Origin of the sequence: Providencia sp. 2024EL-00732, assembly GCF_044006275.1 — a bacterium.
Lineage (GTDB): Bacteria > Pseudomonadota > Gammaproteobacteria > Enterobacterales > Enterobacteriaceae > Providencia > Providencia huashanensis.
In genome coordinates this window covers 140,871-156,151 of sequence record NZ_JBIPDG010000008.1, presented here as the reverse complement: position 1 = coordinate 156,151, position 15,281 = coordinate 140,871, and the positions used below count along the sequence as shown (strand labels likewise).

The 15,281-nt window shown below is 39.5% G+C and carries 13 protein-coding genes; 5 read left to right on the top strand and 8 right to left on the bottom strand.

The features are described from left to right. Positions 1-241 precede the first annotated feature (241 nt). Both gntK and gntU read left to right on the top strand, forming a co-directional pair. Entirely contained in the window at positions 242-784 is a 543-nt protein-coding gene (gene gntK / locus ACHB7C_RS13910) for a gluconokinase (RefSeq protein WP_042848493.1), read from the top strand. Beyond that, entirely contained in the window at positions 781-2,136 is a 1,356-nt protein-coding gene (gntU, locus tag ACHB7C_RS13905; RefSeq protein WP_210831544.1) for a gluconate transporter, read from the top strand. Before gntK ends, gntU begins: the two co-directional genes overlap by 4 nt. A gap of 56 nt (positions 2,137-2,192) precedes the next feature. On the opposite strand, the gene ACHB7C_RS13900 is transcribed toward gntU, so the two are convergent. The 8 genes from ACHB7C_RS13900 to ACHB7C_RS13865 all read right to left on the bottom strand — a co-directional run bounded on the left by ACHB7C_RS13900 (position 2,193) and on the right by ACHB7C_RS13865 (position 11,193). Next, on the bottom strand, positions 2,193-3,419 hold the full coding sequence (locus ACHB7C_RS13900; RefSeq protein WP_395347615.1) for an SGNH/GDSL hydrolase family protein: 1,227 nt from the start codon (positions 3,417-3,419) through the stop codon (positions 2,193-2,195). Then, entirely contained in the window at positions 3,391-4,560 is a 1,170-nt protein-coding gene (locus ACHB7C_RS13895) for an SGNH family hydrolase (protein ID WP_166685590.1), read from the bottom strand. The genes ACHB7C_RS13900 and ACHB7C_RS13895 overlap by 29 nt, the downstream gene beginning before the upstream one ends. Next, entirely contained in the window at positions 4,547-5,965 is a 1,419-nt protein-coding gene (locus ACHB7C_RS13890; RefSeq protein ID WP_198861108.1) for an MBOAT family protein, read from the bottom strand. The genes ACHB7C_RS13895 and ACHB7C_RS13890 overlap by 14 nt, the downstream gene beginning before the upstream one ends. Positions 5,966-6,194: 229 nt before the next feature. Further along, complete coding sequence (locus tag ACHB7C_RS13885) at positions 6,195-7,001, bottom strand: protein bax (protein WP_042848487.1); 807 nt, start codon at positions 6,999-7,001, stop codon at positions 6,195-6,197. 481 nt (positions 7,002-7,482) lie between these two features. After that, a complete protein-coding gene (locus ACHB7C_RS13880) occupies positions 7,483-8,628 on the bottom strand; it encodes a DUF4056 domain-containing protein (protein ID WP_198861109.1) in 1,146 nt (381 codons plus the stop codon). After that, positions 8,628-9,773: a BamA/TamA family outer membrane protein gene (locus tag ACHB7C_RS13875; RefSeq protein ID WP_042848485.1), complete on the bottom strand. Its 1,146-nt coding sequence runs from the start codon at positions 9,771-9,773 to the stop codon at positions 8,628-8,630. The genes ACHB7C_RS13880 and ACHB7C_RS13875 overlap by 1 nt, the downstream gene beginning before the upstream one ends. Then, complete coding sequence (locus tag ACHB7C_RS13870) at positions 9,773-10,774, bottom strand: hypothetical protein (protein WP_272678430.1); 1,002 nt, start codon at positions 10,772-10,774, stop codon at positions 9,773-9,775. The genes ACHB7C_RS13875 and ACHB7C_RS13870 overlap by 1 nt, the downstream gene beginning before the upstream one ends. Positions 10,775-11,010: 236 nt before the next feature. Further along, positions 11,011-11,193 carry a hypothetical protein gene (locus ACHB7C_RS13865; protein ID WP_042848482.1) on the bottom strand — a complete coding sequence of 61 codons (183 nt, stop codon included), beginning with the start codon at positions 11,191-11,193 and terminating at the stop codon, positions 11,011-11,013. A gap of 256 nt (positions 11,194-11,449) precedes the next feature. Here ACHB7C_RS13865 and ACHB7C_RS13860 point away from each other — a divergent pair, with 256 nt between their 5' ends. From ACHB7C_RS13860 to dcuC, 3 genes are all read left to right on the top strand, one after another. Continuing rightward, positions 11,450-12,907, top strand: a complete 1,458-nt coding sequence (locus ACHB7C_RS13860; protein WP_042848481.1) for a DUF4026 domain-containing protein — start codon at positions 11,450-11,452, stop codon at positions 12,905-12,907. Positions 12,908-13,034: 127 nt separating this feature from the next. Then, positions 13,035-13,490 carry a regulatory protein RecX gene (locus ACHB7C_RS13855; protein ID WP_042848480.1) on the top strand — a complete coding sequence of 152 codons (456 nt, stop codon included), beginning with the start codon at positions 13,035-13,037 and terminating at the stop codon, positions 13,488-13,490. 318 nt (positions 13,491-13,808) lie between these two features. Next, positions 13,809-15,167 (top strand): anaerobic C4-dicarboxylate transporter DcuC, encoded by a 1,359-nt coding sequence (dcuC, locus tag ACHB7C_RS13850; protein WP_042848478.1) that lies wholly within the window; start codon positions 13,809-13,811, stop codon positions 15,165-15,167. Positions 15,168-15,281: the final 114 nt, after the last annotated feature.

Here is a 15,281-nt window from a genome sequence, read left to right as displayed (position 1 = left end):
GGTTAATTGAAATTTAAAATAAAACATACTTTTAAATTTCTATATTGTTAGTGCCTCTTTTTTCTTTGCCTATCTTCACTAAACTCAGATTGAGATAATCATCACAGATCCGTTCTCTTCTTCGCCAATTTGATTGCTAAATAAATCCTCACTGCTGATAATGTTACCCGTAACTTGTTACCGGTAACATAACGGTATTAATTAAAAGCCAGAATAATTTTGAATGCCTGAGGAGTTTCCTATGAGTGATACCCAACAACAAAACTATGCATTTGTACTAATGGGGGTATCGGGTAGCGGTAAATCTGCAGTAGCAAATGGCGTTGCTCAGGAATTACATGCCGCCTTTCTTGATGGCGACTTTCTGCACCCTAAAGCAAATATTTTAAAAATGGCATCGGGTCATGCGCTAAATGATGATGACCGCCAACCTTGGTTAGTCGCATTAAACCAGGCAATTTTTGCTATGCAGAGAACAAATTCTATTTCTTTAGTTGTATGTTCAGCATTAAAGAAAAAATATCGAGATATATTAAGAGAAGACAATAAAAATTTATTTTTTATCTACTTAAAAGGGGATTCAGAGGTTATTGAAGAAAGATTAAAAGCCCGTAAAGGGCATTTCTTCAAACCTGAAATGTTAAAAACACAATTTGCAGCCTTAGAAGAACCCAATGCAGCGGAAACTGATGTTCATATAGTTGATATTCGCCAAACTCTTGAAGATGTCATCGGTAATACCTGCTTAACGATTAAACAAATTGTCGCGGGAGAAAAATCATGAGCACGGTTGAGACGCTTAGCACATTAACATTGGTACTCACAGCGGTTGGCTCGGTAGTTTTATTACTGTTTTTAGTCATGTATGCACGCCTACATGCTTTTGTTGCACTGATGATAGTGTCAATTGGTGCAGGGTTGTTTTCAGGAATGCCAGTTCAACAAATAACCGAGACGATGCAAAAAGGAATGGCTGGGACTCTAGGTTTCCTTGCTATTGTTGTGGCATTAGGGGCAATGTTTGGCAAAATCCTGCATGAAACAGGGGCATTAGATCAGGTTGCGAATAAGTTACTTAACCTTTTCGGTGAGAAACATGCGCACTATGCGGTAGGTATCGCAGGGTTAATTTGTGCACTGCCATTATTTTTTGATGTCGCCATAGTGCTGTTAATCGGTGTAGTATTTGCAGTGGCAAATCGAACTGGGCATAACGTTGTCCGTTTAGCTATCCCATTATTTGCTGGGGTTGCTGCCGCTGCGGCATTCTTGTTGCCTGGGCCGACACCGATGCTGGTTGCTTCACAAATGGGCGCAGATTATGGCTGGATGATTCTCATTGGTCTATGTGCTGCAATTCCTAGTATGATCCTAGCGGGTCCTCTATATGGGCGATTTATTAGCCAGTTTGTACACATTGATATTCCTGCGGATTATAAAGCACCAAATACAGAACATGGCAAAATGCCAAGTTTTGGGTTCAGCTTATGTTTAGTGTTATTTCCATTAGTTTTGGTGGGTTTAAAAACAATTGGGACTCATTTTGTTGAGAAAGGCTCAACTCTGGAACATTGGCTCGAATTTATTGGTCATCCTTTCACTGCTTTATTACTTGCATGCTTGCTTGCCATATATGGTTTAGGTTTCCGTTATGGTATGAATAAAGAAAAATTGATGGAAGTTTGTTCTGCGGCGATCCAGCCTGCGGGGATTATCCTGTTGGTGACTGGGGCTGGTGGTGTTTTCAAACAAATTCTTGTGGATTCAGGTGTTGGTCCAGCGCTAGGGGATTCGCTAATCGGCGCGGGTTTACCTATTGCGGTAGCCTGTTTTATTTTAGCGGGTGCTGTACGTGTTATCCAAGGTTCTGCAACGGTTGCGTGCTTAACAGCGGTAGGTTTAGTTTTACCCGTTATCAGTGAATTAGGGTATTCAGGTGCGCAGCTTGCTGCTTTATCAATCTGTATTTCCGGTGGTTCATTGATTTTAAGTCATGTTAATGACTCAGGTTTCTGGTTGTTTGGTAAATTTACTGGTGCAACTGAAGCGCAGACTCTAAAAACGTGGACGGTAATGGAAACTATCTTAGGGACGACGGGCGCCATTGTCGGTATGATTTTCTTCGTTTTCTTGTGATTTTTTAGGTATAAAGACAAAGGTCAGCTTTAATCGGCTGACCTTTTTGCTTTTCGTTACTGTAAAAGCTGGCTCAACTGGCTATATAAACCTTGAGCACTCTTTTTGTAACCATCAACAGACAAGTGTACATTGTCTGGTCGTGCTAAGTCTTGTGCTGCCCATGTACGGATTGAACAAGGGCCACCCATAAAGGCTTGCCAGTCCCAAAACAGCGTATGTTCCTGAGCTGAAACAGATTTCTGAATTTGAATAACATTCATTAAGTTTACAGGCATTTGAGCTTGGCAATTCATGGCATCATTAAATTTAATCGAATCATTCGGCCCTACTAATAAAATAACGCTATTTGGCATTTGCTGGCGGATTAAGCGGATTTTAGCACGTAAATTTTGCTCATAAGCGGCAAGGTCTAACGTATCATTAAAGGCTTCATTAGTACCATAAGCTAAAATCACCATATCAGGTGACAGCTGAGCTAAAGTCTCACTCCATTGTGGTTGCCATTTATCTACCATACTAAGTGTTGCACCATTGATCCCTAGCGCGGAAAGCATAACCCCTGGCTTTTGTGAACGTACGAGCCAGCCACCAATCTTTAGCCCAGTACTTTTATTGACCGTAACCTCTGCGGGTAACTGGGTGTTAACCGGGGTTGAAAAATACCACTGATAGCCTGTTGCCGGGAGTGCAACATTAGGTGAAACAGCTGGAGCCACACTCATTTGAGAGTCATTCGCGCTCTGGTATAGCGTTTGAAGCTGATAGGCCCCTAGAGCCGGTTGTAACGGCTTGAGTAGCACTTTACTCTTTGCGGCTTGTGGTTCAGCAATCATTCCCCCTAAGGGGTAATCAAAACGCTCATCTTTACGGCTAGAAGAAAGTGACCATTCTTTTTTCTCGCTCATGCGGTTAATGGTTGCAGTACGTTGCCCCGGAATAGAAATAGGAGGAATAAAGCCAGGACCTGCATCACCATAACGTTGCTGAAATAAACTCCTTAAATTGCCGCTGAAAAAATCAGCCGCAGTGTGGGAATCACCAATTTGAATAATATGAACTTGCTGGTTACCTTGACGTAATTTATTTGCTAATTGCGTTAAATTAGGCTCAGCATTGTTGATTAATTGCCCTTGAGATATAACAGTTTGTCCTTGTTTCGAACTTGGTATGCGCGTTTTGTCTGATGTATTTTGACAAGACAATAAGCCCAACGATAGCAGTGCAATGATGCTACCCGCTAAAATTTTGAGCTTAGCTTGACGCAGATTGTTCAGTTTCATGAGGTTCCTTTTCTTCCTCTGCTTCGAAATGGATCAATGAGAAAACTTTTTCTGCAATAAGTTGTTGCCCTTTACTGCTGAAATGAATCCCATCGCCACTTCTCAATTTAATTGTACTGCTTTCATCGCCGATATAGTCAGAGTAGTTATCGCCTTTATATTTAAAGACATCATTGACAGAAAAATAAATTTCGCCGTTACTTTCAACTTCAGACTGGTAGAGGCTTCTTAAGAATTTCATACCATCGGATAGCGTATTTTTACGCATATTAGGAGGACCAACCCAAATAACATCTACATTGTGCTGGCGTGCGGTCGATATTATATCATTAATACGCTCTCGGTAAACTTTTTCCCAGTCTTCACTTTTAAATTTGACGTATTTATAACCTGTTTTTGGTGGCATATCCCAAGGGTCATTAGGCCCTAAGAAAACAACAAGAACTTTAATATTAGGGTTATCATTCAATGCCTTAGCAATGGTTTGGGGCCAGTTGAAAAAGCGTGGATAGGCAAGGCCAGTGCTTTGTTTGCTTAAATTAATGCTATCGATATTATATTTTTTCAATAGCTTGTTCTTAACATGTGGAGCAATGCCTTGCATCATTGAGTCTCCTGCAAATAGAACTTGCTGGCCTTTTTCAATGTTGGCTATATGCTTCTCTACAATAGGTTGGTTTTGCTTGATAGCTAAGTGACTTAAATTGCCCTTGAGGCTTTTTGCTCTCGCTTGTGGGCGCTTAAGCAACTCAGGGAAAGTTATTGATAAGCTGTCTGCTGGGTAGATATAACCATTCATAAAATGCAGGCCCACTTGAAAACCGTCTGGGAAACTCAGCTTCTTGTTTTTATTTGCTAATGCTAATTCAGCGGCTTGCTGGGCGTCTTGTGCTTTTTGCCCTGAAGCATGATAAGTAAATACACTTCCCGCCTCGAGAGCACCGTCATGTAAATAAGCACCGTAATCCCAAATAGGGTTTCCTGCCATTTTCGCCCATGGTGTATCTTGATGATATTTTTGTTGCCAGAATCGCTCCAAAGAACCTTGGTTTAACCAAATCAACAACAGTCCTGCTAGTAACACAATAACTAAAACTTGGCCGGTTTTAATTAGGTTTTTTTTAAACTCAGAAGTTAGCATAAATAAACCCCGGCATACCTGAAGGTGAAAGCATAAACATAATTGTTAAAACAAGAGCAAGTGGAATAGGGTAGTAATACCAAGGGATATCTTGGTATTTTTTCGCCGCATAATGGTAACCTTGTACAAAGTAAGGGTAGGTAATGAGTAAGACCCAAAATGCAATAAGCAGACCTAGGCTTGCATTAATTGATGCAATAAAGCCTGGGGCAATAATTTGATTAACCATTAATATCGCATCATCAAAAGAAGCACTACGGAAAAAGATCCAAGCAAAACAGACAAAATGGAAAGTGATAATTCGTGAGACCCAAGTTGATAATGTTTTATTAGGGAGTGCCTTTGTCCAACCCAATTTTTCCATACACAAACTCTTTAAATTGAGTAAAACAATCCCTAAGCCATGTATTGCTCCCCACACCACGAACGTCATTGCGGCACCATGCCAGAGTCCGGAGATCACCATAGCAAGGAATACATTAGCATTCATACGGCTAAAGCCTTTGCGGTTACCTCCTAGTGGGATATAAATATAATCACGAATAAAAGTCGATAGGCTAATATGCCAACGTGCCCAAAATTCTTTTAGGTTTGCGGCTAAATAAGGGGCATTAAAGTTAACGGGTACTCTGAAACCTAATAATAAGGCGATGCCCGTAACAAGGTTGGTGTAACCGGAAAAGTTAAAGTAGATATTCCATGCATAGGCATAAGTGGCTACTAAGATCTCTCCTGCGCTATATCCGATAGGGGCATCAAAAACAGGGTTAACAAAATTTTCGGATAAGTAAGAACTAAATAAAAAGAGCTTAATTAGCGCCAGTGAAATCAACAGGATTGCCTTGCGACTATTGAGAATGGTTCGGCTTTCTGCTTGGATTTGAGGCATGAAATTTTTTGCGCGGTTAATCGGCCCCGCCACAATACTTGGAAAAAATGCAAGGTATAAAGCGACATCGAAAAAATCAGCTTTAGGAATTTCTTTGCGGCATACTGAAACTGTATAACTAACAGAGTGGAATGCATAAAAAGAAAGACCGAGTGGAGCCAGTATTTCAAGAATAGGGAGCCCAACACTAAAACCAAATTTATCTAAAGTTTGCTGAATACTTTCTTGAAAGAAAGAATAATATTTAAAGTAGGTGAAGTAACCGATAATAACTGTGGCTAGGATGAGATAGACCCATCGATTTGATAGCCAATTTGTCACCCAGTTTGTGAGGAAATAAATGAATAGGGTATAACCAAATAAAATATAGGCAAAATCAGGGTTAAACGAATAAACAAAAAAATAGCTTGCGGTAATTAGTAGACCATTTTGTAGTTTTGCACTGGGCTGACAAGCCCAATAAATAAGAAAAAATATCAAGAAAGAGCCAAGAAACTCAAAAGAGAAGAAATTCATATTAGACTCAAAGATGTTAATTATTTTGGTAGAAGATGAGCATATGATATTTGATCTCTTCTTCTATGCAATCAGAATATTGCTCGTCATATTTTGAGTAATGATTTTGTTGGCGGCATTCAATTCCCCCGCAGGGTATCTGCCTGCTATAACATGAGCAATTTATAGCGATAAAAAAATCCACTTTGTTAAGTGGATTTTTTATATCTTGTACCTGGTGATACAATAATTAGATGCGAGTGGCTGCTCTTTTTTGAGCTTGTGTAATCAGTTCTTCATTACTCGCGTACATTTCTTGTAAATAACGGTTATAGGATGAACCTAACTCGGAGTACCCTTTCATATCATTGATAAGTTTTGTGGTATCTAACTCATCTTTTGATAGGCGTTGTTTTGCTCGTGAACTACGTAGTGATTCATAAGCATTATGGGTATTCATATTCTTCATATACGCTGTCACGGTATCTTCAACTGAAGAGTATGCTGAATAGCCTTTAACTTTACCTTTGTTAGTTCGGCACCCACTTCCGCAGCGCATACCAAATAAGTTACCGTTCTGTAATGCAAGTTGTGATGTACCCCAACCTGATTCTGTTGCTGCTTGTGTGGCCACTAAATGCGTTGGCATGATATCTACGCGACTTAATAGCTTATCCCAATTGATGCGTTTTGGGTTGCTACATTTCATACCATAGCTATCACAGATTTGGCTAAGACGGCGCAGTTCTTGAGCGCTCCATTTTTTATTTGCGCGAACGGATAATAACCAATTGCGCTCTTCCATAATCTGCTTATTAACTTTTTCAATAACAGGGACAACCGTTTTCAAAAATGCTTTCTTTCGTGGTGTACCAGAAGGGTATTTACGTAAATCAGGGAGTGATGTTTTGGCCTGACTTACATTTTGCACAGTTTTATTAGAGTACTCTTTATTGAGCATTGTGCTGGTACTGGTGGAGCCCATACTGAGGCTCGAAAATAAAAGTAAAAATAAGAAAGCGAAGACGGCGTTTGTCCTCATCGTTCGAGAGGGCATTTGCTTCTCCTAAGTATCTCTGAACAAAATTCGAGCGAATATTAGCAGATTAAATTTTTACGAGCTACTTTTATCCGGCTAATATTAGGTAAACTTCTGTATTGGATTGTAGGTTTTTTTGTTTATTTTTAACTGTATTGATTTTGATGTAAAAATAATATTTTTACATCTAGTTTTTATGGTTATATATTAAAATGTCTTACTTGTTTTTACTTTAAATGGCTGCACTTAAGTTAAATTTGTTTATTTATCACACAGTTCACTTAGTTATTATAAGGCTATTTTGCTCAATAAATAGCCACTTGGTCGCTTATTTTATAATCAAAATGGGAAAGGCCTCTTTTTCCTAACGATAAAAGAGGGAACAAAAGTGAAATACAAATAGGCGGTATGAAAGGTAAAAAAAGCGAGTTAAGCTTCATTTTTACTCGTCACCTTGATCGTGATAATTTCGTTTAAGTGAGCAATTTTTAGGGGAAATTTAGGGTTGTAAAATCTGTTGCTGTATATCTTGTTGTTTAGCTTCTTCTGCAAGGGCCGGGAAGTCCGCAACAGTCCAATAATGGTTTGGTACAGGAAGTTGTCTCATATTTTCAGTGGGTTGCAAACGTAACTGAGCAAGTAGCGGTAAATTGTATTGTAGGTAGTTATCTGGCAGCGTTAATCGCAACCCTCCCCGAGGTATGATTTGAGTCGGTATTAAAGGTAGTCTGTCATCGCTGGTATTATAGTCCCTTGTTAATACAAGAAATTTTTCAGGTACTCTCCGGTAACTATTCCACCATAGGCCATCAATGTTATCGAACATTTTACTTGTTTCGGCTCTATTTGATGCGCCCAATTGGTGCAGGGCTAAAGGTAAGATATTTTCTATGGATTGAGAAAAAACCGGCAAAGAGTTCGCTCGACCCTGCAAAATAACGGTCATTGCAAGGCGTGCTCCGAGCAAATTAGAGTAAAGATCTTCAGGGGAAAAAGCCGAGATCCTTTCTGAAAAGCCTGGAACCGATTGATAACCATACCATTGTGCAATTTCGTGCCATACGGCAAGTTGGAAAGCAAGTTTAGCCGCAAGATAGGCACTGAGCGTATAACGTTGGTGTGCAGATGGCGGTGGCGTAAAGGGGCTGAAATGAATTTGTCTACTGGCCAGTTCTTCACTTAGTGAAAGTGTCCATTCTTGGCCAAGGCGTGGATAAATTTGGCTGAATAAGTAAAAAGTATAATCTGCAGTATCTCTGACATGCGAGATATCAATAAACCCACCTTTATCTGTATATAATAAGCCAATTTTTTCATTACTAAGCCCCATTAAAGCTGCACTTGCCCCTAAAAAGCTATCATTATAATGATGCTCACCAAGGCTATCGGCTTCTACAATATTATCGATAGTATAAAAAGGAACGGGGAGCCCCCATAATTGTGCTTGGAGGTTGTACCCGAAGGCACAGCATGCACGTAAGCCTTGAGGGGGAACTAATGAAGGAATAACGGACCAATCTTGTGTAGCTTCTTCAAAGGTATGCGAAGTTAATACGGGGGAAATAGCGGGCAATTCAAGCTTGCTATGATTTTGGCATGCAGTTAATAGCAAGGCTAAACAAGACGCTTGAACCCACTTAAACATTAAAACGCCTCCCCGACCTGAAAATAGACACCAGTGCTATTACGGCCAATGCCAAAATCCAAACGTACATTCATTCTTGGCTTAAATTCAAAGCGATACCCGACACCAACAGTAGGGAGCCAGTGGCTTTGACCTAGTTCGGACGGTGTATCGCTCATCGTCCCTGTGCCTAACCAACCGACAATACCATGACGCCAATCTAGCTTATGCCTAATTTCTATTTGGCTAGTGAATATATTATTGTCGCGATAGCGACCTTCGTAATAGCCTCGCATTCGATTACCATTACCTAATAACGATAATTGATTCCATGGCACATTACCTGTTGAAAACCGCGCATAATTATCAAGTGCAACCACGGTATCTTCGGCAATCTGATGGTAGTAAGCGTATTGTAATTGCGTGGTTTGAAAACGGGTGTCGCTACCAAGATTTGGCGCAAAATAAGTGTAAGTCACTTCAAAGGTTTGCCCTTGGTATGCGTTAGGCAAAAAATCGCGGGTATCATAACTATAATAGGCGCTGACCCCTGAGTTGATAACAGAACGCCCACCGACGGAATTAGCGAAGTACTTTTTTGCACCATCATCTGGGTCGCTGGCATTAATTGATGAAAAGTTCCAACCGAGTCCAATATAAGTGGCATCCGTTAGTTTATACAATGCTCTTGGCGTTATTTGGAATTCTTGGGAGTGGTACTTTTCTTTATTATGGTCATTTTTACCTGCAGAATAGCCCTTTCCCCAATAATAAGTAGGAATGTTATTGATGGTACCCGAAATAAATAATCGCCACTGGTCGTTATCAATAAAATTATAATTAGTGAAATTCAAACCAAATGCGCCTGTAGATGAAGCGAAGCCACTTAACCCAATTGAAGACGGTTGCGTTTGTTTATCTTCTTTATCTATCCGGTATAAACCAACCAGCGCAGTACCGATGCCTATCCCCATTTCAGGGGTATAAAAAGGCCCCGGCAAAACGCCCCAATCAATGGGTTTGCTGTCATCAAAGCTGTTTTCACCCCCGAGGTTGTTTAACCAGCCATCAATTTGTTGGCGGTCGGGGAGAATATCTGCTTTAGCAGGGAAAAGAATAAAAAGGCTGACCAATGCCAGCCTTTGGATAATAGCCGAATACCACATTAAAAACGGAATTCTCCAGAAATAAAGAAGCTATTTCGATTATTAAATCCAACCTCGGTTAAAACATTAAAGTTACGAGTAAACTCGACTCGAGCACCGACAGTATTATTCCATTTATGGGCAAGGTGCTGTTTGACGTCGAATTTAACATTACCAATTATAGGTTTAGTGGCTGGGTTATTAATAAAAAAATCAAGTTCTTCTGGAAGATTTAGTTTACTTACATCACCTTTAAAACGTTGAGTGATATCTTGATACATTGCCCCAGTCCAAACTTGTACTTTGGTATTGCCTTGCCCAGAAATTAAGGGTTCAAAAACAAATTCATATCCAACACGAGGGGTCGCAACGAAAGCGCTAATGTCTCCATCTAAAATATCAAGGTCAGTTTTAGTATAATTCAGGTCTAATGTCCCAAAAAATTGGTTATATCCGCCAGCAAATGTTACTCCTCCACCATAAGTTTTCCCTTTAAAATCTAAAGAAAATGGTAAGTTTTCCCACATTGGCCCAGATTGACCTTTCATATATATACCTGAAATATTAGTTTTGGATGAGCCTTTCGTTTTCCCATAAACGCCATAAATATTCATAAATGGAAATACCCAAGCATCTAATTTCAGCATATGAGATTCATTTTTTTCGCGAGTATGTCCTGTTTCAACTAAAATGTTAGAAAGAATACTTTGTCCTAATAATTTATCGGAATTAAAACCAATTTTATCAACAATAATATCTTGACGTAGGTTCATATAACCATAGCTTGCACCAAATGGCTCCGGCAAATCATAACCGCGGGCGCGTGCTTCATCACCCCAAATCGGCAGTACTCGTGACTCTGTAGCAGAAGAACGAGTAATACCGCCTTCGTTATTGTTTTGTGGCACCCCTGACTCACTAACTGATACTGAAAATAATGGACGGTCGCTATCGGCAAAGCTTACGGGAATACATAAAAAAGAAGAAAGGATTAGCACATGACTGAATTGGATGCGTTTCATAACATTGGCTCAATTTTAGGAAGTAAAGGGGGTGTAAAAGCAGATTATTATTCGTCTTACAGCGATAATCGGAATTTTATCATTAATCTTTTTTTTAGGGATAGCGCTTAATGCTTTTTTATTAACTCTTTGGGTAAAATGAGTGTAGGTTGATAGTTTGTTTAAGATTGTGCTTTCCAAAACCGAAAAATAGGTGCCGATAGACAAAAGGTTACCGGCACGAAGAGCGTAAAAGATTATTTTTTATTCTGTTGGTGAAACTTAACACGTTCATGAAAATAGGCTTTTAAGTGATCTTCCATTTGATGGATTTTTTGTTCTAAAGCATGTACGAATACTTCGTCGCTATTCATATTGTAAACACGCTGCATTGCGAGTTCGTCAATGTATTCTTTTTGTGCTTCTGTCAGGTCAATCATATTCTCACACCTATATAGATAGAAATTAGTTCTTTTGCCTCATCAATACGAAGCAAGTCAGAGAAAGGAGGTCATTGTGCCTCAGCCAATAGCGTATGAAAAGTAGAATAAATTATTATCGAATAATGATTATTGGTTTACTTAGTTACAATATAAAGGATCAAATCACAATCTGAATTTGTTAAGAATATTCACAATATTCTTAATGAATATAAGCTGATATCCTCGCTAAAGTCACTTATTAATAGGCCTTAAAATGAACAATAAACAATATTACCTTGATACTGCAGCAGGTGAAGGCGAAAAAGAAGCATCTATGATGGTCGCTATTCCAGGTTCTGAATTGACATCTTCGTTACTTGAGCAGCGTTTAGAAGAACAAACCTATTTTACGGATGGAGAAGTAGACTATATTCCAGATGAAGACGGTTTCTTTTTTAGCTGTAAAAAAGGTGAAGAGGAATTGCGTTTCTATATTTCATTGGTAGATAGCGACCCTGAATATACGATCAACCCATATTTTGCGACAGACCCTATTAGTCCAGAATTATACGCGGAGGCGAGTTCGGCTCCTCAAGCGGTGATTGTGGAATGTTTATTCAAAGAGCAGCCGTTAGTCAGTTACCTTCAACAACTGAAAATCATTCAAATCTTAGTGCCTGATTTACTCTTAGGGCTGGATATTTCGGCAGCAGGGAAAGTGTTTACTCGTGAGTGGCTTAATTTTCAATTAATAGATGATTTAATGCCAAGCATTGATTCTTTATATGTTGTGCACGCTATTTATGACCAAGAAGATAATGAAAATAAACCGGAAGAAGAGCGTGCACCAACCATGTATTGGTTCCATACCCATGGTTTAGCCCGTTGTGGGTTGTCTGAAGCTGAAATTATTATTCCACACCCAATCGCATCTTATTATGGTATCCCAGAATTATTCTGGAGCTTTGTGAACAACAGTATTACACACGGTAAAATCGTCTTTAACGAGCCAATTTTTATTGGGCAAACACAATCAGGTTACGAATACCTGGTGGCATTGCCATTTGAGGAAGGGTTGCTTCATGTCGGTAAATCAACGCCTATTGATAACTTAAAGCCATTAGAAGAAATGAATTTTGAGTTTGGTGATGCAACTTCTGAGCGTTTTATGGGGGATTGGCACGACAGGGATGAGTCCCATCAGCACCCGTCAGTCATGCTGTTCCGTGTTACACAAGAAAACCCAGTATTAGAGAGTTTCTTTGAAGGGTTTGAAGATCAAAATGCGATGATGTTTATGCGCACAGACGAAGAAACGGCGGATATGTCCCGTAAAGCGAAGCTGCGCTGGGAGTATTTCACCCACATGTTAGATAATTATGGTCCAAAACCTGTCACTCAAAAGAAAGGTTTTTTTGCGAAGTTTTTAGGCAAAAACGATGATGAAGCTGATACTGAATGGCGTTTCTTAGTGAAATGTGGCATTGGTTATCATGATGCGGAAGAGGATTATGATGGGCACGAACATATGTGGTTTGAGCCAATTTCTTGGAATGGTGACCAGTTTGAAGGCCGATTAATTAACCATCCTTTTTATGTGAAAGATATGCAAGAAGGGGAAACTTATCCATTAACCCGTGATGATATTACGGATTGGACAATTTATTTCCAAGATGGAAGTTACACGCCGGATACGATATACAAGCTACTGAGTGGCGCGCAAGTTCACTAATTCGTTAGACTTCAAGTCACATGGGCGAAGCTTGTTGCCTATATATGCCTTGGATTATTTAGAGTACAAAGGTTTGTGTTAGACTGGGCGCGTAAAGTGCCCAATTTAATGATGATAGTTTGACACTATGAATGAATCTGACCTGTACCAATATGCCCTGTTTATGCTTTCTCGCCGTGACTACGGTAAAGCTGAGTTATTTAGCCGTATGAAACGACGGATGTATGAGAAAAATGAAGGTATTATTGATGAATCGTTGATTGAAAAAGCCCTTGAACGACTCAGTGAGCAACACTTTCTTGATGATGATCGGGTGGTGGCGCTATTAATGCAGGGCTATATTCGCAAAGGTTATGGTCCGTTGCGAATTAAGCAAGAAATGCGTCAAAAAGGCTTTTCTGAAGCTTTAGTTGAAAAACATTTTGCTGATGTTGATGTGGATTGGTTTGAGAAAGCGGCATTGGTACGCAGCAAAAAATTTGGTGATGACCTACCCCAAGATTTTAAAGAAAAGAGTAAACAGATCCGTTATTTACAATATCGAGGTTTTTTTGGCGATATGATTTACGAACTGTTTAGTTGATTGTTTCCTGATTTTAATATCAATGCAGGTTTTCTGTATTTGATTAGCTATCTTGATGACGAACCCATTGGTATCCGCATATACTTCAATTTCTTTTTTTAACCTAATCTAGTCTGTTCTACCTATCTGAAGAGGGTAATTGGTAAAATCCGCTAGAAAATCTCTTCTATAAAAGATTTATTATTTCTTTATCTTGTGTTTTTATTCATATCTATATTAAAAAATATCGTCTGGCATGATCATTGTCAGTGAATTTTGCTTAACTATTAGGCAGAGTGATTTTTTATAATTACAAAATGAGACAGGCAGGAGAAACAAATGATTGAGCTCTTAATCGGCGTTATTGTCGCCATTGGAGTTGGGCGCTATATCATAAAAGGGTATTCGGCAACGGGCGTGCTAATGACAGGGGGGATTTTACTTCTGATCATTACCGCTATTATGGGAAAAAGTATTTTACCAAGTTCTGTTCCTACGACGGGGTGGCGTACAACAGACATTTTGGAATACATAAAATTCCTATTAATGAGCCGAGGTGGTGACCTTGGTATGATGATTATGGTGCTATGTGGGTTTGCATCTTACATGACCCATATTGGTGCCAATGATGTGGTTGTTAAAATTGCATCAAAACCGCTAAAAATGATCAACTCGCCATATTTATTAATGGTAGCGGCTTATATTGTTGCTTGCTTGATGTCGCTGGCGGTTTCCTCTGCGACTGGTCTTGGGGTGTTATTGATGGCAACCTTGTTCCCCGTGATGGTGAATGTCGGGATTAGCCGTGGTGCAGCGGCGGCAATTTGTGCTTCACCAGCGGCAATTATTCTGGCACCGACTTCAGGTGACGTTATTTTAGCGGCGCAAGCTGCTGAAATGCCATTAGTTGATTTTGCATTTAAAGTGACTTTGCCGATTTCTATTGCTGCAATTGTTGCTATGTCTATCGCACATTTCTTCTGGCAGCGTTATCTAGATAGAAAAGAAAACGTCAAAATGGAAATGCTTGACGTCAATGAAATCAAAACTCATGCGCCTTCTTTTTATGCCATTTTACCATTCACTCCGATTATTGGTGTATTAGTATTTGATGGTAAGTGGGCGCCTGAACTGCACATAGTTACAATCATTGTTGGTTGTATTATTTTAGCTGCTGTTATTGAATTCATTCGTAGTTTCAGTGCAAAACACGTCTATGGTGGCTTAGAGGTTTGTTATAAAGGGATGGCTGAAGCCTTTGCTACAGTGGTTATGTTATTAGTTGCGGCGGGTGTATTTGCACAAGGTTTAAGTACTATTGGTTTTATCAAAGGGCTTATTGACCTAGCACAATCATTTGGTTCGGGCGCGATTGTCATGATGATTGCATTGGTAATTATTACAATGCTAGCTGCAATGACAACAGGGTCTGGTAATGCACCGTTTTATGCCTTTGTCGAATTAATTCCACATCTAGCAAAACAGATGGGCGTCAACCCAGCTTATTTGGTGATCCCAATGTTACAAGCTTCTAACTTGGGGCGCACATTATCACCTGTTTCAGGTGTCGTCGTTGCGGTGTCTGGGATGGCTAAAATTTCACCGTTTGAAGTGGTAAAAAGAACGTCAATTCCAGTGCTAGTTGGCTTAATTGTTGTGGTCATTGCAACTGAAATTTTAGTTCCTGTCTATCTATAAACCCAACCTATTTTTTATGTAAATGGCTGAGCTAGTAGTTCAGCCATTTTTTTATCACATTTAAAATTAAATTCTTTAGATGCAAAATTTATTATTTTAATCACAAGCTAAAAA

Bases quoted from the DNA above. Each gene is read 5' to 3' on its own strand.
- gntK (WP_042848493.1), top strand. From the start codon at position 242: ATGAGTGATACCCAACAACAAAACTATGCATTTGTACTAATGGGGGTA.
- gntU (WP_210831544.1), top strand. From the start codon at position 781: ATGAGCACGGTTGAGACGCTTAGCACATTAACATTGGTACTCACAGCG.
- ACHB7C_RS13900 (WP_395347615.1), bottom strand. From the start codon at position 3,419: ATGAAACTGAACAATCTGCGTCAAGCTAAGCTCAAAATTTTAGCGGGT.
- ACHB7C_RS13895 (WP_166685590.1), bottom strand. From the start codon at position 4,560: ATGCTAACTTCTGAGTTTAAAAAAAACCTAATTAAAACCGGCCAAGTT.
- ACHB7C_RS13890 (WP_198861108.1), bottom strand. From the start codon at position 5,965: ATGAATTTCTTCTCTTTTGAGTTTCTTGGCTCTTTCTTGATATTTTTT.
- ACHB7C_RS13885 (WP_042848487.1), bottom strand. From the start codon at position 7,001: ATGCCCTCTCGAACGATGAGGACAAACGCCGTCTTCGCTTTCTTATTT.
- ACHB7C_RS13880 (WP_198861109.1), bottom strand. From the start codon at position 8,628: ATGTTTAAGTGGGTTCAAGCGTCTTGTTTAGCCTTGCTATTAACTGCA.
- ACHB7C_RS13875 (WP_042848485.1), bottom strand. From the start codon at position 9,773: ATGTGGTATTCGGCTATTATCCAAAGGCTGGCATTGGTCAGCCTTTTT.
- ACHB7C_RS13870 (WP_272678430.1), bottom strand. From the start codon at position 10,774: ATGAAACGCATCCAATTCAGTCATGTGCTAATCCTTTCTTCTTTTTTA.
- ACHB7C_RS13865 (WP_042848482.1), bottom strand. From the start codon at position 11,193: ATGATTGACCTGACAGAAGCACAAAAAGAATACATTGACGAACTCGCA.
- ACHB7C_RS13860 (WP_042848481.1), top strand. From the start codon at position 11,450: ATGAACAATAAACAATATTACCTTGATACTGCAGCAGGTGAAGGCGAA.
- ACHB7C_RS13855 (WP_042848480.1), top strand. From the start codon at position 13,035: ATGAATGAATCTGACCTGTACCAATATGCCCTGTTTATGCTTTCTCGC.
- dcuC (WP_042848478.1), top strand. From the start codon at position 13,809: ATGATTGAGCTCTTAATCGGCGTTATTGTCGCCATTGGAGTTGGGCGC.